The organism is Dehalobacter sp. (assembly GCA_023667845.1).
Lineage (GTDB): Bacteria > Bacillota > Desulfitobacteriia > Desulfitobacteriales > Syntrophobotulaceae > Dehalobacter.
The window spans coordinates 1-21017 of the sequence record JAMPIU010000130.1 but is presented as its reverse complement, the minus strand read 5'-3'; the positions used below and the strand labels follow the sequence as shown (position 1 = coordinate 21017).

Annotated in this window: 16 protein-coding genes; 9 read left to right on the top strand and 7 right to left on the bottom strand. The window is 46.6% G+C overall.

The features are described 5' to 3' along the window. Positions 1-201: 201 nt before the first annotated feature. The 6 genes from NC238_10170 to NC238_10145 form a co-directional block, all read right to left on the bottom strand. The gene (locus NC238_10170; protein MCM1566294.1) at positions 202-1845 is read right to left on the bottom strand and encodes a recombinase family protein; all 1644 of its coding nucleotides are present in this window, start codon (positions 1843-1845) and stop codon (positions 202-204) included. Between the two features lie 100 nt (positions 1846-1945). Next, positions 1946-2377 carry a hypothetical protein gene (locus NC238_10165; GenBank protein MCM1566293.1) on the bottom strand — a complete coding sequence of 144 codons (432 nt, stop codon included), beginning with the start codon at positions 2375-2377 and terminating at the stop codon, positions 1946-1948. 88 nt (positions 2378-2465) lie between these two features. Then, positions 2466-3104, bottom strand: coding sequence for a Fic family protein (locus NC238_10160; GenBank protein ID MCM1566292.1), 639 nt, complete (start codon positions 3102-3104; stop codon positions 2466-2468). Then, positions 3088-3279: an antitoxin VbhA family protein gene (locus tag NC238_10155; GenBank protein ID MCM1566291.1), complete on the bottom strand. Its 192-nt coding sequence runs from the start codon at positions 3277-3279 to the stop codon at positions 3088-3090. Before NC238_10155 ends, NC238_10160 begins: the two co-directional genes overlap by 17 nt. A gap of 76 nt (positions 3280-3355) precedes the next feature. After that, complete coding sequence (locus NC238_10150) at positions 3356-3763, bottom strand: ribbon-helix-helix domain-containing protein (protein MCM1566290.1); 408 nt, start codon at positions 3761-3763, stop codon at positions 3356-3358. 662 nt (positions 3764-4425) lie between these two features. Continuing rightward, positions 4426-5394 carry an AAA family ATPase gene (locus tag NC238_10145; GenBank protein MCM1566289.1) on the bottom strand — a complete coding sequence of 323 codons (969 nt, stop codon included), beginning with the start codon at positions 5392-5394 and terminating at the stop codon, positions 4426-4428. A gap of 319 nt (positions 5395-5713) precedes the next feature. On the opposite strand from NC238_10145, the gene NC238_10140 reads away from it, so the two are divergent. After that, positions 5714-6763, top strand: a complete 1050-nt coding sequence (locus NC238_10140; protein ID MCM1566288.1) for a DUF6076 domain-containing protein — start codon at positions 5714-5716, stop codon at positions 6761-6763. Positions 6764-6931: 168 nt separating this feature from the next. Here NC238_10140 and NC238_10135 read toward each other — a convergent pair whose 3' ends face one another. Beyond that, complete coding sequence (locus NC238_10135) at positions 6932-7684, bottom strand: hypothetical protein (protein MCM1566287.1); 753 nt, start codon at positions 7682-7684, stop codon at positions 6932-6934. A 184-nt stretch (positions 7685-7868) separates the two neighbouring features. On the opposite strand from NC238_10135, the gene NC238_10130 reads away from it, so the two are divergent. The 8 genes from NC238_10130 to NC238_10095 are packed head-to-tail and all read left to right on the top strand — an operon-like array spanning position 7869 to position 20772. Next, positions 7869-8090, top strand: a complete 222-nt coding sequence (locus tag NC238_10130) for a helix-turn-helix transcriptional regulator (protein MCM1566286.1) — start codon at positions 7869-7871, stop codon at positions 8088-8090. A 30-nt stretch (positions 8091-8120) separates the two neighbouring features. Further along, complete coding sequence (locus NC238_10125; protein ID MCM1566285.1) at positions 8121-11345, top strand: SNF2-related protein; 3225 nt, start codon at positions 8121-8123, stop codon at positions 11343-11345. Between the two features lie 15 nt (positions 11346-11360). Further along, complete coding sequence (locus NC238_10120) at positions 11361-12014, top strand: DUF4391 domain-containing protein (protein MCM1566284.1); 654 nt, start codon at positions 11361-11363, stop codon at positions 12012-12014. Continuing rightward, positions 12014-13093, top strand: a complete 1080-nt coding sequence (locus NC238_10115) for an ATP-binding protein (protein MCM1566283.1) — start codon at positions 12014-12016, stop codon at positions 13091-13093. Before NC238_10120 ends, NC238_10115 begins: the two co-directional genes overlap by 1 nt. Before the next feature lie 14 nt (positions 13094-13107). Continuing rightward, positions 13108-14988, top strand: a complete 1881-nt coding sequence (locus tag NC238_10110) for a site-specific DNA-methyltransferase (protein ID MCM1566282.1) — start codon at positions 13108-13110, stop codon at positions 14986-14988. Position 14989: 1 nt separating this feature from the next. Then, positions 14990-16009, top strand: coding sequence for a virulence RhuM family protein (locus NC238_10105; protein ID MCM1566281.1), 1020 nt, complete (start codon positions 14990-14992; stop codon positions 16007-16009). Further along, the gene (locus tag NC238_10100) at positions 16006-19053 is read left to right on the top strand and encodes a DEAD/DEAH box helicase family protein (protein ID MCM1566280.1); all 3048 of its coding nucleotides are present in this window, start codon (positions 16006-16008) and stop codon (positions 19051-19053) included. The genes NC238_10105 and NC238_10100 overlap by 4 nt, the downstream gene beginning before the upstream one ends. Before the next feature lie 45 nt (positions 19054-19098). After that, entirely contained in the window at positions 19099-20772 is a 1674-nt protein-coding gene (locus NC238_10095; protein MCM1566279.1) for an AAA family ATPase, read from the top strand. Positions 20773-21017: the final 245 nt, after the last annotated feature.

The window sequence follows — 21017 nt, the reverse complement described above, 5'->3', positions numbered from 1 at the left end:
TGCCGGGCTCCTACAATTTGCTAAAAATGCTCGCACAGGAGCATTTTCTTAACGCAAATTGCCCTCGCGGGTTCGAATCCCTTCCAAATTTCTTCATTAAAGAAAAACAAAACCGCCCCTTATGTCCGTGTTCATAGGGACACATACTGAACCATGGGTTTTGTAAAGGCAGGCAGCAGATTCCGCTGTCTGCCTTTGCCGTTAACCGGCTATTTTCTGTGCTTCTTCAGCAAATGCGCCGAGAATGCCGATGTCTCTGTAACGTATGACAATCTTTTGTTCCGCTGTTCTGGAATAACGCTCGCCGCGTTCGCCCACTTCAATGCGCTCGATAAACAGGTGCAGAAGCTCGCCGGTCAGCTCCGGAATCTCGGTATAGCGTTTGGCTTTCTCAACAAACCGGGAGACATTGGAGATAGACTCCTGGAGTTTGTTTATTCGCTCCACAGCCTGGGGAATTCGTTCCTTCAGGCTGTCCTGCTCATTGGTGTAGTCGGTGGACAGCATCCGGAACTGCTCGTTGGTAATACGACCCAGCACATTGTCCTCGTAGAGCCGCTTGAATAAGGCTGCCAGTTCGGTTTCTCTGCGGCGCATTGCATCCAGCTCCCGCTGGAGCCGGTCGATCTCCCGTTTGGTTTCGGCACTGTTTCTCTGGTTGATATGCCGGATGAACAATGCCTCCTGTTGCCTGGCGAAATGGGTAACCCGGCGCAGATCGTCCAGAACGATTGTCGACAGCTGGATTTCCCGGATGTAATGAGCGGTGCACATTTCCTTACCGCGCTTCTTGTAGGTGGAGCACATGAAGTTGTTTTTCACTGCGTCCATGGTATGCGCCCGATGGAGTACCATCGTCCCGCCGCAGTCTGCGCAGTAGACCAGACCGGAGAACATGTTTTGTTCCGCCATGTTCGCCCTGCGCCGCTTGTGCTTTCGGATGTCCTGCACGATATCCCAGGTTTCTTTAGTCACCAGCGGCTCGTGGGTGTTCTCAAACCGAAGCTGTTCCGCTTTGGGGCGCTCGATCCGCTTCTTGTTTTTGTAGGATATCGTGGTAGACTGCAGGCTGATAGTGTGTCCCAGATAGACCTCGTCCTCCAGAATGCTGGCTACTGTTGTATTGCTCCAGTCATAGGGCCTAGTGGTGTCCACGCCGGTCAGAAGCACACCGGTTTTATGGTAGTAATAATTACCGGGTGTGAGAATCTGTTCTTTCTTAAGCTGCCTTGCGATCTGGCTGGGTCCTTTCCCTCCGGCGCAGAGGCTGAAAATCCTTTGCACAACCGGCACGGCATCCTCATCTGGTATAATCTTTCTTTTCGGATCGTTCTCGTCTTTTTTGTAGCCGTAGGGCGCTCTGGTCGCCACACGTTCGCCCCGTTCCGCCTGTGCTTTCTTAACCGCACGGATCTTCCGGCTGGTATCTTTAGCGTAAAAATCATTGAACAGATTCATGAACGGGGTAAAATCATTGTCGCCGTAAAGGCTGTCCACATTGTTGTTGACAGCGATGAAGCGGATGCCATAGCTGGGGAAAACCATCTCGGTGTACTGTCCGACCAGCAAGTAGTTTCTCCCTAACCGGGACATGTCCTTGACGATGATGGTCGCCACTTTGTCGTTTTCCACCAGCCTCATCAACTCATTCCATCCCGGACGGTTGAAATTCGTGCCGCTGTAGCCATCGTCAGAAAGGAATAAGGTGTTTTCAAAGCCGTTGTCGGCGGCATATTTCTCCAGCATCATCCGCTGGTTTTGGATACTGTTGGATTCGCCTTCGCGGTCATCCTCCTGACTGAGCCTTGCGTAAAGTATTGTATATTTTTGGTTTGCCTGTTTCATAAATACCTCCTTCTTGATGGCAAACCGATACGGAAAATGGGATTGCGGAGTTTCCGCAATTTCAATCATACCGAAGGATTTGCCACAAGTCTAGCGGATTTCAGAAAGAATTCCGTTCTGTTTCCTGTTCTTTATCAATAAGGGAAAGCAGCTTGTCGGTTGGGGTTAGGTGTGCATCCTTCGGGAACACCGAGCTTATGACGAACTTTTTTCCGCCTACAATCATCCTGCGTTCCAAGCAAATATAGTCCGGTTCCTCTTTCAGTTCCGTATCCTCGAACAGCGTGACCGGCTTGCCGTCAAGCTCGCTGTCAACAATTCCAGCCGTGTCATAGCTGCCGCAAAGACCGGTTTCAAGGTAGTGCCGGTTGGCGTTTTTGACCCGCCTGACCCATATCCGCCGTTTCATTATGCCGTATTTTTCAAACACTCTCTCGGTTTGTGATGTCTTTGGATGCTTGTCCCGAAGCACGATAACGCATCCGGGAAATGCGTAAGCATTAAAAAATGACTGACTTTTCATCATATCCATAATTGATCATTATCCTTTCTTTGAAGTGCAGAGTAAAACAAAACAGTCCTCTCTTCTTTTTAGTAGGACTGCCTGTTTGTGCCATATCTTATTCTAATCGGAAGGTTTGTCCCATCGTTGGCTCCTGTAAGGGCGTGGTGATCCGCTGAAAAAGCGCATCCATTTTATTGTAATGACATGCAAAGGCTTCCGCGCTGGCCTCGATCATTTCCCTGCCGGTAACCTGCGAAAAGTCTACCTGGTATCCCGCGTTTTCGGCAAGGTACTGTATAAAAAGCCTTTGTACCCGCCCGTTGCCTTCCCAAAACGGATGGATCACATTGATCTCACTGAGATAAAAGGATAAGCGGAAGGGTATCTCATTTTCCGAAGTGCCGGTCAGATACATCTCCTTTTTCAGCCTGCCAAACAGCTTGGTTGCATTGGATTCTATGTACGGATAGAGGCAGAACTGATTTCCCTTTGAGATGTTCACCCACCGCAGTTCGCCCGCCCATTCATAGATATCTTTGAAAATGTACCGGTGTATGTCCCGCAGATGCTTTAGATCAAACCTGCCGGGAATGGGATTGACCCTTGCCTCCAGTATCCGAACGGAGGCGATTTCCCTTTCCGCAATGCGCAGTTGTTCGGCGTCCATTATGCCCAGCTTGTTTTTCAGTACAAAAGATTTGGGATAGCAGTATCTGCTATCCCATTCATAGTCATATTCATAATTTCTGTTCATGAACGTCCTCCGCTTTGACCGAATGCTTCCGTATCAGTTCAGCGACAACCTGATCCGTTTTCTTTTTATCTCCGGCGCAATACCGCATCCGCGCTTTATCTTCCTCGGTGAGGGGCATGCCCTCCATCGCCATGGAGGCGTTCACATCTTCAATCATTCTCTCCAGATCTTTCATCAAAAACACCTCATTTTCATATTCAGTATAGCATAAAATCTGCAAAAATTCAATCAGTAGAAGGCTTTTGCCGTATCTACCTGTCCTTCTGGAAATGATAAACGTCCTCAAAATTTACGCTGCCGACGGAACGCTTGACGTCCTGCACACACTTTCCACGGAGTCTGCCAAGTGTTGTTTCATCTATGTCCACATTCGCGGCAAGGATATTCATCATCATGGACATCTCAACCGCCAGCTTGAACAGCAGACGGGCGGTACGGTTTTCAGACGCGTCGACCGCGCCTGTCACGGCGGAGGTTATGGCAGCCGGCAGAAATCTCGCAGCGTCGCCCGCCGAAATATATCCGCAGTAAAAACGGACGGCTTTTTCAATAAACTCGCTCCGGCTTTTGCAGTTGTCCTGCTCTTGCCATCGGTCAACGCTTTCCAGTGTAGAAGGATAGAGCCAGAGCGGAATACGTTTTTTGTTTTCTTCTGTCATTGTGAGTCCTCCTTTGAATCTTTTTTACATACCACCTGCAGGGTGCACCCGGACAAATGCCTTACTACGGGGATTCTTTTCGTGTTTTTATGTAATTCGGGCACCTGCGGCGTGTCAAAGCCCTGTTTTAGGTGTACCTTCTTTACGTTCCTCGACCCGCATTGCGGGGCGGTGTGAGCGGCGGGAGGTCGCGTTGCGACCACCTGCCTTTAACCAGCTTCATTTTCGACCGTATGGTTCACCTCCTGAAATAGACTGAATAAAGGTAGCAACTGATTGCGCCGCCACTCCCGCACAAAGTCCCGACAATGGCATTGTCCTGCCTGTGGGTGTATGGGTATCATCCTGCCGGGAAAAGGCGGTACAGAGGCGAACAGGAGGTGAATACTGGCTGTTGCTTGCTGGTTGTTCGCACTTCACAAAAAAGTGAGCCAAGTTGGTTTAAGTTTCGTTTGTCCGAATTTTGTAAGCGCCAAATGTGAGCCATGTTGGTGCAAGTTCTGCCTGTTTTGCCGCAGACTGCGTGAAAATTAGCCAACATGGTATACTTTCCGCCGATGCCTGCCTCCGCCATGCCTCAAAGTTAGCCCACTTGGTTACAATTCGCTCTGTGGATCTTCAGGAAGGATGCAAGGATGCAAAGTATATAAGACATTGCACCCTTACATCCTTGAATCAGGAAGCTGCCAGTACCATTGGCTCCCCAGCTTCACAGACTGAGCGCCGACATTCTTCTTTGCAATGTTGACGGTGCGCTCCGAAATACCCAACTCTGTTGCCCTCATGAACACTTTTTCTACGGGAACGGGATCGATCAGCAACTTTTTCAATTCGTCCTCCATCAGCATCGTCTTGGTCTGTACGGAGCCAGTGCCGGAGAGAACTTCATCCACCGTGGCGTTGCAGTATCCTTTCCACTGAAAACCGTTCTCCGCATCCAAGGAAAACGCGATAGACTTTCCTTCTGGGGCGAGGCTGCTTTTATCATGGGCAACGATCCGGATACTTGGGTTATCTTTCAATCTCCCGACCAGAAGCACGCTCCTTGCCGCTGCCCGGAAATCGATGGAACCCAAACCACGGTAAGAAGCTTTCAATCCCTGTGCCTTGTTCATGTGGCCAATGAGGATGACAGCGCAGCCGGTGCGATCCGCCATGGAACAAAGACGTTTAATCACCGGACGCACCTCGTTGGCACGGTACATGTCCACATCACAACCGAGATAGGCCTGCAGCGGATCGAGTACAATCAGACGCGCATCCGTTTCCTGAACAGACTGCTCCAGCCGCTCATCGCACAATGTTAGCTCTTGATCGGACTCATCGATGACCAGCACCCGGGAACAGTCCGCGCCTGATTGTTCCAGCCGGGGTTTGATTGTGTCAGCCAGCCCATCCTCCGCCGACTGGTAGATGACGTTGATAGGCGGACTAGCCGCTTCTTCCTCCGGCAGCGGTTCGCCGTTGGTCAGCAGTGCGATCATCGCCAGAACAAAAGAGGTTTTTCCTTCTCCGGGATCGCCCTGAATGATGGTGACCTTTCCGTAAGGGATGTATGGATACCACAGCCATTGCACTTCTTCGGTTGCAATGTCGCTCATGCGGATCAGCCTTGATTTCTTTTTCTGCATGTTCTCACCTCCGTCCGTAAAGAGATTTACACCGCGCTCCCGGCCAGGTTCGCCCTGCGGCCTTGCGTGACCAACACGGCGTTCTCATTTCATTGGCACGCTCGCTTGTTTTTACAAGGTCTTGGCATACTTCGCCTGAAAGTATCTACTCCGGCTGCGGCTATTGAATTTTTCGTGGATCGATGTATCCGCTTGTGTTACCGATTGAATAATGTGTTTATATCGGATACAATCAAAATAGCAAAAAAGGTTTCTATGCACAAGTGGTTGAAGCGATGTCAGGTACATTGCGAAAACCTATCGGATACAGGAGGTTGCCATGAAAGTGAATGCTTATGACCAATTCTCTGTTTTATTTTGGGAAGATAATGTGATGCTTGGAGGTGGTGCATCCTTCCCGCTTGGGCAGATAACAACAGATTTTTTGAATATGGACGAACAGATTTTAGCTGAGATTGATAAACGGGTCAGAGAATTCACAATAGGAATGCGAGCGCTGTTTATAAATAAAAACAACGACGCGGTTATTCCCTTGCAGGAAAAACTGAACGCCGTTTGGGATGTTATATTTACTTTACCGTTCTTTCGTGATCTTCCGTTTGATAAACGCAATTCGCTCAATCTGCTCCCCATGCTGCTTGCAGACAAACAGAAATGGGCTGAGGTATTTCAGGATAATTCCCAGGGTAACAAAATGTTTATTGAATTTCTCGACAAGATGGAATACTTTGCGGAAAGCATCCGTAACTTCAGAGGCCAGATAGCAGGGATGCTGGAATTGTATTTTGAAAACCTAACGCGCCGTAACAGCGAGGCATATGCACAAGCCTATTCAAAATATTATCGGGACATGGCCGATGCCGGTGAACTGTTATTTGGTGACTTGCCTTTTGAGCAGGGGTTTCCCGTCAAGGTCAGGTTTACTCCATTGCGGCATCCGCAAGGCAAAGGAAAGCCTATGATAGCAGAAGAAGTTGAGTTTTCCTATCTTTCACATTTTCTTTATACGGATTTCTACCGGGGACTTATTGCGGGAAACATGCCGCGCCGCTGCCACAACTGCGGGCGCTATTTCCTGTTGAACAAAGGGTATGATACCTGCTACTGCAATAATATCGCGCCTGGCGAAACAGGAAAGACTTGCCGCAAGGTTGGAGCTCATAAAAAAGAAGCGCGCAAGGAAGGAAAAACTCCTGCGCGTCTTGAGTATGACAAGGTTTATAACCGGTTAAAAACACGCCGGGCAAGAGGCAAGCTATCTGTCGATGAATGGAACGCCGCCGTTGCACTGGCACTTGAATATAAGGACAAAGCTGAAGCCGGAAAGATATCCGATTACGAGCTTAAGGAGATTTACGACAAAATGTGAGATGATGCAGATTTTTAAAGACATAAAGGTTCGCTGACAGCGTACTAAATCCATCGGAGACGAACAGATTGGAATGTAACTGACAGCATCAAAACAGCAGTAATACGAACAGCAGAAAGAACGAGCGTATTTGGCCTGTTACGACTTTATGCGCTCGTTCAGTAATTCTTATGGATTCGTTGGATGTGTTGTGTTTGGTTTATATGGAGGCGGGATGCTATTCTTCTCCGGTACTTCGAGAAACACGATAAGAATTTCTCCATCAACCGGCTCCGGTTGCTCAGATGGCGGAGGGGTTGCCTCACTTGACGATGATTCATTGCCACCCATAATCCCTATTTTATGTCCGTTCTCGTACATATCCTCGGCGACGGTTCCGCCTCCCATGATACCAACCTTGTTTCCTGTGAGCTCGTCGCCGGGATTGCCGACTGTCGTGCCGCCGCCCATGACGCCAACCTGCTTATTAATATCGCCTTCACCGTCAATGGTGATCCCGATACTCCCGCCTCCATGATCTTCAATCCAACCGAAGCCGGGTATCCATATATGTGGCTTACCGTCGATGATAGCTCTGTCGCCGGACTTTTGGCTGGATGACGGCTGTGCTGACGATTTAGAAGTTACCACTGGCGGCGATGCTTGTTTTGATGGTGCAGAGGGTTGAGTTTTTTCTTCTGCCTTTATTACCTCGTTTTTCGTTGGCTCATTTTTGGCAACAGTCTTCGGCTCGGCAACAGGAGTATCATCAGAAAGAATAAATGGCGACACTTCTTTTTGACTCGCCTCAATTTCAGAGATTACGGCGGTTTTTTCAGGCTCGGCGGGTAAATCTCCGACCTCGGCGTTCCGAGGCCACACAGTGGCACACAATGCGACACAGGCGATAATGCCTATTCCGACGATAATTAGCTTTTTCAATATACCATCTCCCTTCAGCAACAGACACTACCACAGACGGAGGGAGATAGCTACATATATTTCTTTAAAACTGCTTAAATGTAGAATAAATATAAACGAAATCTTTACAAATGCGTAAAATATATTGTAAAGCACATGCAAATTTTGGTATAATAAGTTGAAACTTAGGAAATGGGTGGCGAATATGCGAGTAAGTTATAAAAAATTATGGAAGCTCCTTATTGATAGAGATATGAAAAAGAAGGATCTGCAATTGGCATCCGGATTAAGTTCAACCACCATTGCCAAGCTCTCAAATCATGAGAATGTCAGCATGGAAGTCTTGATTAAAGTATGTGCCACTCTCGGCGTTGATTTCGGAGACATTATGGAATTAGTTCCGGACCTGCAGGACAACACAAAATAAATAAACATATAGCCAATAAAGGAGCCCACTATGGAAATTTTTGATAATATAACAAAAACTGTGAAGAATGATTTAGCGGTTACAATCGAAAAGGGCAGCCGCCTTTCGATTGCTGCTGCTTGTTTTTCCATATACGCATACCAGGTTTTGAAAAAACAATTTGACAATATTGACGAGCTTCGTTTCATATTCACATCGCCTGCCTTTGTCACTGAAAAAGCACCTAAAGAAAAACGCGAATTTTATATCCCCCGCTTAAGTCGTGAGCGCAGCCTTTACGGAACAGAATTTGAAGTGAAGCTGCGTAACGAATTAACGCAGAAAGCAATCGCCCGTGAATGTGCCGATTGGATCAGAAAAAAGGTTAAGTTCAAGTCAAATACTACGCCGGAGAACATGGGCGGTTTCCTCAACATAGATACCGGCAATGAACAGATTACATATATGCCGCTCAACGGCTTCACCACCGTGGACATTGGATGCGAACGGGGGAATAACAGCTACAACATGGTTACCAAGTTCCCTGCACCGCACAGTCAGGAATTCGTCCGGCTGTTTGAAAGTGTCTGGAATGACAGAACGAAATTACAGGACGTAACTGAAGAGGTCATCGAGAGCATCACCGCCGCTTATAACGAAAACTCGGCGGAGTTTCTTTATTTCGTGGCTCTTTACAACATATTCAATGAATTCCTCGAAGACATCTCCGAGGATGTGCTTCCAAACGAAGCGACCGGATTTAAAGAGAGTAAAATCTGGAGTATGTTATATGATTTCCAAAAAGATGCGGCGCTTGCCATTATCAACAAGCTGGAAAAGTACAACGGCTGCATTCTGGCCGATAGTGTAGGACTTGGCAAGACGTTCACTGCCCTTGCAGTAATCAAATACTATGAGAAAAAGAACAAATCTGTGCTTGTACTATGCCCGAAGAAACTGGCAGACAATTGGAACACTTTCAGGAGCCACTATAAAAATAATCCGCTCATTTCCGACCGGCTTGGATACACTGTTCTTTACCACACTGACCTTTCGCGCGAACACGGCATGTCAAACGGCAATGACCTGGAAAAAATATATTGGGAGAATTACGGGCTTATAGTCATCGACGAATCCCACAATTTCCGTAATGGCGGCGAAGTTTATGGAGATGATGCGCGTGAAAACCGTTATCTCCGACTCTTGAATAAGGTTATTCGTCCGGGTGTGGAGTCAAAGGTGCTTATGCTGTCAGCAACACCAGTAAACAACCGTTTTGTCGACTTACGCAATCAGCTTGCACTCGCTTATGAGGGAAATTCCTGCCTGATAAATGAAAAATTGAACACATCGAAACCAATTGATGAGATTTTCCGTAATGCTCAAAGAGCATTTAATATCTGGAGCGACTTAGGACCGGAAAAGAGAACAACAGCTACGCTTTTAAAGATGCTGGACTTTGACTTCTTTGAAGTACTGGACAGTGTGACCATTGCTCGCTCCCGAAAGCATATTGAAAAGTATTATAACATGAATGACATCGGAAAATTCCCGGAAAGGCTCAAGCCTGTGTCTCTGCGGCCAAGCCTGACCGATTTGGACAACGCCATAAATTATAACGAGATATATGACGAGCTTATGAAGCTTAATCTTGCAGTCTATATTCCAACAGATTTTGTTTTTGAAAGCAGACGGGACAAGTATGTCGACCCTGACGTCAATATCAACCGTGCGGGGCGAGAGCAGGGCATCCGCCGCCTGATGAGTATCAACCTTCTCAAACGGCTGGAAAGCTCCGTCTATTCTTTCCGTCTGACTCTCCAGCGCATAAAGAAGCTGATTGATGATACAATCGCTGAAATTGATATGTTCGAGGCCGGCGGAGACGCTGATGTTGAGATTCTTAAGTTCAGTGAAGAAACCGAATTCGATTATGATGATCAGAACACCGAATTCTTCACCACCGGTAAAAAAGTAAAAATCGATCTTAACGATATGGACTATGTTACCTGGCGTGACTCGCTTCAGCAGGATTCGGAAGTACTGGAGCTGCTGACGCTTATGGTTGCAGATATTACGCCGGAGCATGATACAAAGCTTCAAACCCTGCTTGCGCTCATTTCGGAGAAAATCGAAAAGCCCATCAATGCAGACAATAAAAAGGTACTTGTGTTTTCAGCATTTTCCGACACTGCCGAATACCTGTACCAGAATGTGAGCGGATATATAAAGGAGAAATACGGTCTTAACACCGCCATGATAACCGGCACGGTGGACGGAAAAACAACGATCCCGAAATTCAGGGCGACCTTCAACAATGTTCTGACTTGTTTTTCACCTGTTTCCAAAGATAAAGCGCTGCTTATGCCGGGGTCAGCCGACTGTATCGACATCCTCATCGCCACCGATTGCATTTCCGAAGGCCAGAATCTTCAGGATTGCGACTATTTGGTTAATTACGATATCCACTGGAACCCTGTCCGCATCATCCAGCGGTTCGGACGTATTGACCGTATCGGCAGCCGGAATGCGCGGATACAGCTGGTGAACTTCTGGCCGGATTTGACGCTTGACGATTACATAAACCTGAAAAGCCGTGTAGAAACCCGAATGAAGATATCCGTCATGACCTCCACCGGAGACGACGACCTTATCAACTCGGAGGAAAAAGGCGATCTCGAATACCGCAAAGCACAGCTCAAGCGCCTGCAGGAGGAGGTCGTCGATATCGAGGATATGTCCAGCGGCATTTCCATTATGGACTTGGGATTGAATGAATTCCGTCTTGACCTGCTTGACTACATCAAGAATAACGGTGATTTGGACAAGATCCCTCTCGGTCTCCATGCGGTTGTTCCCGCGAAGGACGATGCGCCGCCCGGCGTGATATTTGTGCTGAAAAACATCAACGGCGGCGTGAACATCGACAACCGGAACCGGCTTCACCCGTTCTATATGGTGTATATTGCGGATGACGGCGAAGTCGTCTGCGACCATCTGTCCCCAAAAGAAATGCTGGATAAGATGAGATATCTTTGTAAGGGAAAGACGAAACCACTGGCGGACCTGTGCCGTGCATTCAATCAGGAAACCAGGGACGGCAGGGATATGCGCCGTCTTTCCGAGTTGTTGAGCGATGCTATCAACTCCATTATTGACGTAAAGGAAGAAAGCGATATAGACAGCCTGTTCAAAAGCGGGGGTACCTCAGCTCTGAACACAACTATTACGGGACTGGATGATTTCGAGCTGATATGCTTTCTTGTAATACGCTGACCGGAGGTGTCATGTATGCTTGATTTACCAGGAAGTACGGTATTCAACCGGCGAATACCGAAACAGAAGTTCTATGAAAACCTGTCCGTTACTGCGGAGCTTAAGCGGGTATTTGTGGAACAGATCAATGCGATTTACTGGAGAAACAAAATTGCGCCGTCCACGGTGAATATTGCCGCAGGGGAAACAGTCGCGGAAATTGAGGTCATAGAAATACGCCTGAACCAGCCCGGCCTTGACAAGCGGGTGCTGCAGCTGATTGACAGGGAAATCCCCTATCACATCCTCTTTCTGCTTGTGTATGAGGAGCAAATGCAGGCATGGATCGGCTATAAGGAACAAAGCCAGGGCGGTACCGCGGCTTTCAAACCGGGGACTTATTATAACACCGAATGGCAGCCTGTTAATGAGATATCGCTGCGGATAGACGGACTCAGCACGGATGCCGTATATGAAGGCTTTATCCGGCAGATTGCTGGGGAAAGGCTGGAGGACAAAACCGGAGGCGGTTTGAAAGATGCGGTCGCCCGCGATGAACGGCGGCAGAAGCTGCAAAAGGAAATCGCCGTACTGGAGAACAAGGTGCGCCGCGAAAAGCAGTTCAATATACAGGTTGCGCTCAACGGTGAGTTGAAGCGGCTGAGGAAGGAATTGGAGGGGTTGAAGTAGTGAGCCATGAAGATGAGATCAAAAAAATACTGTCCGCTGTTACTGCCTCCGGCAACCTGAAAAGCCGTGAGAGCAACACGGTAGAGTTTAAAGAAGCATTTAATAAGAACAGCACGGCGAAGTATGCCAAGACGATGGCGGCATATGCCAACAATCGGGGAGGCTATATTATATTCGGCGTTAAAGACAATCCGCGCGAGGTTGTCGGGCTAAAGAACGACAACTTTGAAAACCTCAATCAGGAGCAATTTACGGATGCCGTCAACACTTTGTTTGCTCCGGCGATTGACTGGGAATGCGGCTCGTTCATTATTCGGACAGAAAAACCTATAACTGGCTCTGGCGGCGAAACGGAAACAAAGGTGGTCGAAAAGAAAATCGGCTGGATATACACTAAGGAAGCCGAGCAGAAGCCGATTATTGCACAAAAAGCCGATAACGGCGAAAGGATAACGAGTGGTGACGTGTTCTATCGATACCGCGCTCGAAGTGAAAAGATAAAGTTTGCTGAGATGAACCGAATCGTCGAGGAGAGGGCGGCAAAAGAGCGCGAGGGTTTGCTGAAACTGTTTGAGGTAATCCGCAAAAGCGAAACGGCGAACCTTGGTATCGTTAATTACAGCAATGGTAAGATTACAACTCCGTATGGCGTGGACGTTGCCTTTGAGCGCAAATTGGTCACGCAGGTGCTAAAAAAAGCAAAGTTCATAAAAGAAGGCAGTTTCAATGAAACCGAGGGTATTCCTGTTATAAAGGTGACGGGTAATATCGACTTAGCGGAGGAAGTCCCTGTCCCCGAGTTAGATCCCGATAAAGATTATCCATACATACAGAAAGTGTTAGCGGAGAAATTGAACATTACCACGCAAGACCTCTACGCTCTGATTTGGTACTATAAAATGAAAGAGGCTAAGAAGTACCATATAGAAGTCACAACTTCGAAAAGCAATAAAGTTCACAAGTTTTCTGAATTTGCTCTTCAATTCTTGCAAGAGAAGCTCCAAGAATTAAAAAGCAATTCGAATGAGTTTGACAAGATACGAACGGCATATAAGAACCGCAATAAATGTTATAAATAAGGAGGCACTCTTAAATGGATAAACCAAAATTCGAAACCCCAGACCTCACCGCCGAGAACCGCAAAAAGCTGGCCGAGCTGTTCCCCGGCGTGGTGGCCGAGGGAAAGGTGAATGTAGATTTGCTCCGCACATACATAGGTGAGGAGTTTTTCAAGGATGAAGCCTACGAGTTTACCTGGGTGGGTAAAAGGGCTGCCATTGCAGAGGCAGGAAGGCCTATCCGCAAAACTCTGCGCCCCTGCATGGAGGAAAGCAAAAACTGGGACACTACCGAAAACCTTTACATAGAGGGCGATAATCTTGACGTGCTGAAACTGTTGCAGGAGAGCTATCTTGGCAAGGTGAAGATGATTTATATAGATCCGCCGTACAATACGGGTAATGATTTTGTTTACCGTGATAACTTCACGCGGGACAAAGACGAATATGAAGAGGAAGCGGGTGTATATGACGAGGATGGTGACCGTTTGTTCCGAAACACCGAAAGCAACGGGCGCTTTCACTCCGACTGGTGCAGTATGATGTATCCGAGGCTTGTGCTAGCAAGAAATTTGTTGGCGAACAACGGCGTTATATTTATTTCAATTAACGATGGTGAAGTGGCACAGCTAAAAAAGATGTGTGATGAAGTCTATGGTGAACACAATTTCATAGCAGATTTAATTTGGTCAAATAAAGAGGGTGGCGGCAGTTCTGATAGTAAGTTGTTTCGCATTAAGCATGAACATATTATTTGCTATGCTAAATCTATCGAGTTTGTTGATATTATTGGTGTCCCTGTCGGCAACGAAGATAGATATAAGCTACAAGACGAGTTTGTTTCCACCCGTGGCAAATACTATTTACAGAAATTGGGAATGGGAACTATCCAGTATTCAACCTCGCTTGATTATCCTATACAATGTCCGGATGGAACAACTGTTATGCCTGCCGACAATAATATCGGGCGCCGGGCTTGCTGGCGCTGGTCGAGGCCAAAATATGAATGGGGTATCGAAAATGGATTTATTGAAATTAAGAAAGACTCCAACGGTGTTTGGACAGTTTATAGTAAGCAATATTTAAACTGTGACAACGAAGGTAATATCATTGCTCGAACGCAACGCCCAATGGGAATAATAGATGAATTTTCAAGTACGCAAGCCTCGAAACTACTTGAAACTCTTGGATTAGGTTCATGCTTCAGTTACAGTAAACCAGTAGAGCTGATTCGTTATCTTGCATCACGCATAGACACAAAGAACGGTATCATCCTCGACTTCTTCTCCGGCTCCGCCACCACCGCCCATGCGGTAATGCAGCTTAACGCCGAGGACGGCGGCAAGCGCAAATTCATCATGGTGCAGCTGCCCGAACCCTGCCCCGAAGGCAGCGAGGCAGCCAAGGCTGGCTATAAAAACATCTGTGAAATCGGCAAGGAGCGTATCCGGCGTGCCGGGGAAAAGATCAAAGAAGAAAATAAAGATAAAGCTGGCATTGAAAACCTCGACATCGGCTTCCGCGTGCTCAAATTGGACGATACGAATATGAAAGATGTGTACTATGCGGCAAGCGAATATACCCAGGACTTGCTTTCAATGATGGAAGACAACATCAAAGACGACCGCACCGATATGGACCTGCTCTATGCCTGCCTGTTGGATTGGGGATTGCCCCTCTCCATGCCTCACACGCAGGAGAAAATAGGCAGCTTCACCGTGCATACCTACAATGACGGCGACCTCATCGCCTGCTTTGAAAAGCACATCAGCGATGAGGTGGTGAAGGAAATAGCCAGGCGTCAGCCGCTGCGCGCTGTTTTCCGCGACAGCAGTTTTGCCAGCTCGCCCGAAAAAATCAATGTGGAGGAGATTTTCAAATTATTGGCTCCGAACACAAGCGTGAGGGTGATCTGATATGAAGCAGGAAGATAAAATCATTTTGTATACGACGGACAGCGGCAACGTGACCGTTTCGGTACGCTTTGAAGACGAAAATTTTTGGATGACGCAAAAAGCCATTGCGGAGCTGTTTGACGTACAAGTGCCGGCGATAGCAAAACACTTGAAGAACATCTACGACGAGGAAGAATTGACCCGCGAAGCAACTGTTTCCAAAAAGGAAATAGTTCAAATCGAAGGCGGCCGCGAGGTTTCCCGGCTTGTGGATTTCTATAATCTCGATGCGATTATCGCCGTAGGTTACCGCGTCAACTCAAAAAAAGCGACACGCTTCCGCCAATGGGCAACCAAAACGCTGCACGAATATATTCAAAAAGGCTTTGTCCTGAATGACGAATTGCTGAAAAACGGCAAGCCTTTCGGCAAGGATTACTTTGACGAGCTGCTGGAGCGCATCCGCGAGATACGCGCCAGCGAAAGGAGAGCCTACCAGAAGATTGCCGATGTGTTCGAGCAATGCAGCTATGACTATGACAAAAACAGCAGCTTGACAAAAGAGTTTTATTCCTTTGTGCAGAACAAGCTCCATTATGCCATAACCGGAAAGACCGCTGCCGAGCTGATTGCCGAGCGGGTCAGCCTCGAACATCCGACAATGGGGCTGACCACATGGAAAGCGGCTCCGGACGGCAAAATTCTCAAACGGGATGTGGTTATTGCCAAGAACTACCTCAACGAAAAGGAACTTTCTCGACTGAACCGTATTGTAACCATGTTTATCGACTATGCCGAATTAATGGCAGAGGATGAAGTGCCGATGAGCATGGCGGACTGGTTGCGTGAAACGGATAACTTTCTTAAGAACAACCGCCGGAAAGTCCTTGAAGGCAAAGGTACGATTTCCCATGAGGATGCTGTAAAAAAAGCGGAAGATATTTACGAGCAGTTCCGCGTTCGACAGGACAGGGACTATATTTCGCAATTTGATAGAGAGATGGCAAAATACTTAAAGGGCGAAGGAGGCAAGGACAAATGAAGCTGAAATTCAAGCATCAGAAATTCCAGGCAGATGCGGCAAAGGCGGTATGTGACGTGTTTGCCGGACAGCCGTACCTCACGCCCAGCTATAGGATGGACAGGGGTTATGTAAAAAACGAGCAAATAGCGCTCGATGAAGCGGAACGCTTTACCGGTTTTGGCAACTCCAGGCTTGTGCCGGAATTGAACGACGGGGTTATCCTCGAAAACATCAACAGAATCCAGCGCAGCAATCAGATTGAGCCTTCCAAGCAATTGGAGGGTCGGTATAACCTGACTGTGGAAATGGAAACCGGCGTGGGCAAGACCTATACCTATATTAAAACCATGTACGAGCTGAACAAGCGCTACGGCTGGAGCAAGTTCGTTGTCGTTGTTCCCAGCGTCGCCATACGCGAGGGCGTATATAAATCTTTTCAGATTACAGAGGAGCATTTTGCGGAGGAATACGGAAAGAAAATCCGGTATTTTATATACAATTCCGCACAGCTGACGGAGATAGACCGCTTCGCTTCAGACAGCGCCATCAATGTGATGATTATCAATTCACAGGCCTTTAACGCCCGCGGCAAGGATGCCCGCCGCATTTACATGAAGCTGGATGAGTTCAGAAGCCGCAAGCCCATTGATATTCTTGCGAAAACAAATCCCATACTGATCATCGATGAGCCTCAGTCGGTGGAAGGCGCTGCCACAAAGGAGCGCCTGAAAGAATTCAATCCGCTGTTTACGCTGCGCTATTCTGCAACACACAAGAAGGATAGCGTTTATAATATGATTTACCGCCTGGACGCAATGGAAGCCTACAACAAAAAGCTGGTCAAAAAGATTGCAGTTAAGGGCATTTCTGTTACGGGCAGCACGGCAACCGAAGGATATGTATATCTGGAAAGCATCAACCTATCCAGGGGCAACCCTACTGCAACTATTGAGTTTGATGTAAAAGGTTCAAGCGGTGTCCGCAAGGCCCGGCGTACCGTCGGCGAGGGATATAACCTGTTTCCCTATTCCGGTGAGCTTGCAGAATACAAAAACGGATACACTGTGTTGCGGATTGACGGAAGAGACAGCTCCATCGAGTTTACAAACGGCATCAAGCTCTTTGCCGGTGATGTTATCGGGGCAGTCAGTGAGGAGCAGCTCAGGCGCATCCAAATCCGCGAGACCATCCTCTCTCACATCGAGCGGGAACGGCAGTTGTTCTATAAAGGCATTAAGGTATTGTCGCTTTTTTTCATTGACGAAGTTGCAAAGTACAAGCAGTACGATGCTTCCGGGCAAGCCTTTAATGGTCTGTATGCCGATATGTTCGAGGAAGAATACAAGCAAGTGATCAGTAACCTTCAGCTTGAAATCGGTGATGGCGATGAGTATTTAAAATATCTTGACGGTATAACGGCTGAGGAAACCCATGCGGGATATTTTTCCATAGATAAAAAGAGCCAGCGTATGATTGACAGCAAGCTGGGCGACAGGCAGGAGCGCACCTCCGACGATGCGGACGCTTATGACTTGATTATGAAAAATAAAGAGCGATTGCTGGACCTCCGGGAGCCGGTGAGATTTATTTTCTCTCACTCTGCTCTCCGTGAGGGCTGGGACAATCCCAATGTGTTTCAGATATGCACCCTCAAGCAGAGCGGCAGCGATATCCGCAAGCGTCAGGAAGTCGGGCGGGGCTTGCGCCTCTCTGTAAATCAATACGGAGAACGTATGGATATGAACCTGCTGGGCGAGGATGTCCATATCGTGAATGTTCTTACCGTTATTGCGAACGAAAGTTATGACAGCTTCGCCAAAGGCCTTCAAACCGAGCTTGCCGAGGCTGTAGCCGACAGGCCGCGAATGGTAACGGCAGATCTCTTTAAGAGCAAAGTAATAAAAGATGCCGACGGCGCTGAACAGGTTGTAGACATCGACCTTGCCCAGAGTATCTACGAGGGGCTTATCACCAGCGGATATGTAAAGAAAGGTATCCTTACAGACAAATATTATGAGGATAAGAAAAACGGAAGTCTTGAAATCGCCGAAGAAGCCGCCGATTGCAAAGAGTCCATAATAGCAATTCTCGATTCTATTTACGACAGCCGGACCATGCAGCCTGAGAACGCACGGAAAAACAATGTTGAATTGAAGCTTGACAAATCCAAGCTGGGCTTGCCGGAATTCCAGAAGTTATGGGCTAATATTAACGCCAAGTCTGTATATGTGGTGGATTTTGACCAGGATGAATTGATTCAGAAAGCAATATCGGCACTGAACCGGGAACTGCGTGTATCTAAAATATTTTTCAAGGTAGAAGCCGGGTCGATGACCGATATTCAATCACGGGAACAGTTGCAACAGGGGTCAGCCTTCGTGAAGGAGAAAAACGAGGTTTACAAAGCTGAAATTTCCGCAAGCAGCGCGGTAAAATATGACCTCGTCGGTAAAGTGGTCGCCGAAACTGGCCTTACCAGAAAAGCTGTTGTAAGCATCCTGCGTGGAATAGAAAAGGCTGTATTTGACCAGTTTGCGAATAATCCGGAGGAATTCATTATTAAGGCAGCACAGATCATTAACGAGCAAAAAGCAACGACCATCATTCAGCACATCACTTACAATAAGCTGGATGCCGTTTATGATACCACCATTTTTACCGAACCATCATTAAAGGGACAGCTTGGTGTGAACGCAATAGCCACGAAGAAGCATCTATATGACCATATCCTATATGATTCCTCAAATGAGAGAACCTTTGCGGAGAGCGTTGATACCAGCAATGAAGTGGCGGTCTATGTAAAGCTGCCGAATGGCTTTTTTATTAGCACACCTGTAGGAAAATATAACCCCGACTGGGCGATAGCTTTTCACGAGGGCAAAGTGAAGCATATCTACTTTGTTGCCGAGACAAAAGGCTCCATGTCCACAATGCAGCTGCGTATGGTCGAGGAAGCAAAAATCCACTGCGCTCGCGAGCATTTTAAAGCTATCAGTACGGATTCTGTTGTATATGACGTGGTTGACAGTTATGCGGCGCTATTGGATAAGGTGTTGAGTTGATTTATTTCATGAAATATTGACTTTGGGGAAATAGAGGAAAAGATTATGAGACTTATATGTTTTTCAGTTACAAATTATCGTAGTATCACGACAGCTCATAAAATTCAAATGAGTAATTTGACTGTTCTCGTTGGAAAAAACAATGAGGGAAAATCTAATATTTTACGAGCTTTGTCTTTAGCGATGGATATCATGAGATACTATTCTGAAAATCCACGAATTTCTCACATATCCATTCGCTCATTAAGGGTACGCTATAATTGGGAATCGGACTTTCCTATCTCTTTACAGGAACGAAAGCCTAATGGCAATTCATCTATTGATTTAACTTTTGAGCTGACAAATGACGAATTGCAAACTATTAGAACCACAACTGGCATTCGTTTAAATAGCAACTTGCCTATTCGAGTTTCTATGGGTAAATCAGATGCCATAATCGATATCCCCAAACGAGGCACGCCAGCATTTGCTAATGCTACAAACAAGCAACGAATAATCGAATTTGTGTGTAATAAAATTGATTTTAATTTTATTCCTGCAGTGAGAACGGATAACGATGCGATCAGGGTTCTCGAAAGGCTTATTGAGCGAGAATTATATTCCTTGGAGGAAAATCCAGATTATATTAATGCAACTGCCACTATTGAACGTTTACAACAACAAATTTTGGATGATATATCAGCTAGAATCGTTTTACCACTACAAACCTTTCTACCATCAGTTAGAGATATGCAAATTCATATTCAGAAAGACCAACGGAGGGCAGCATTACGCCGGAATATCGAAGTTATTATTAATGATGGAACCCCAACAGCAATTCAATCTAAAGGTGATGGAATAAAAAGCTTAGCTGCTCTTGCAATGCTTAATATATCTAATAGGCCAGACAGGGTTTCGGTTATTGCAATTGAAGAACCAGAATCGCATTTGCATCCAGAAGCAGCGCGGCAGTTATATAAAACAGTATCAGATTTATCAAAAAACTATCAAGTTATTTTAACTACACATAGTCCGTTGTTCGTCAATAGGATGAACTTACAAGAAAATATCATTGTGGATGGAGGGAAGGCAACCCCTGTAAAAAAAATAAAAGAGATCCGCGAAGTATTGGGTACAATTGTTTCAGATAACTTAATTAACGCTGAGTATATTTTAGTGGTTGAAGGAGAAGAAGACAAAATTGTTCTTGAGAAATTACTTCCGAATATGAGTGAGAAAATAAAAAGAGCAATGCATGCCGGAACCTTTATTATTGACCATGTTGGCGGTGCTGGTAATTTACCATATAAGCTTTCTTTACATAGAAGCATTCAATGTAAATATCATATTCTTTTAGATGATGATGATGCTGGCAGAGCAGCCGGTGAGCAAGCAGAGATTCAAGGTTTTGCAACAATTAGAAATATTACATATACAAAATGTAATGGTTCTCCGAACGCAGAGTTAGAAGACTGTTTTGCCGTAACTGCATATAAACAGGCAATTTTAGACGAGTTTGGAGTTACTCTTGATGTAAGCGAATTTCGAAGTAATGGAAAATGGTCGGACAGAGTAGCCACTTGTTTTAGGTCTCAAGGCAAGCAATGGGGCGATAGAATTGAGAAAAAAGTGAAATTTGTTGTGGCAAATGCAGTCCCAGCCGATGCGAACATTACACTGAACCCGCATAAACGCACTTCGATAGATGCGCTTGTTACCGCCATAGAAGAAATGATTTAATCATTTTCTCATTGCTACTGCGACGAAAGAGAGGTGCCATCCGTCTTGGGACAACGCCTCTCTTCCTGCTTTTCCGTATCGGTTTGGGGTATGGTTCAAAATGTTTCCCTATTGAACTGCGCCTTTCGGGACGGTTTATTTTTCTTTAATGGCGGAGAGAGAGGGATTCGAAGCCGGGTGGCCGGCAGCCAATCTTGAATAGTGCAATTACGTTCTTAAGTGGCATACACAATTGCCGATACATA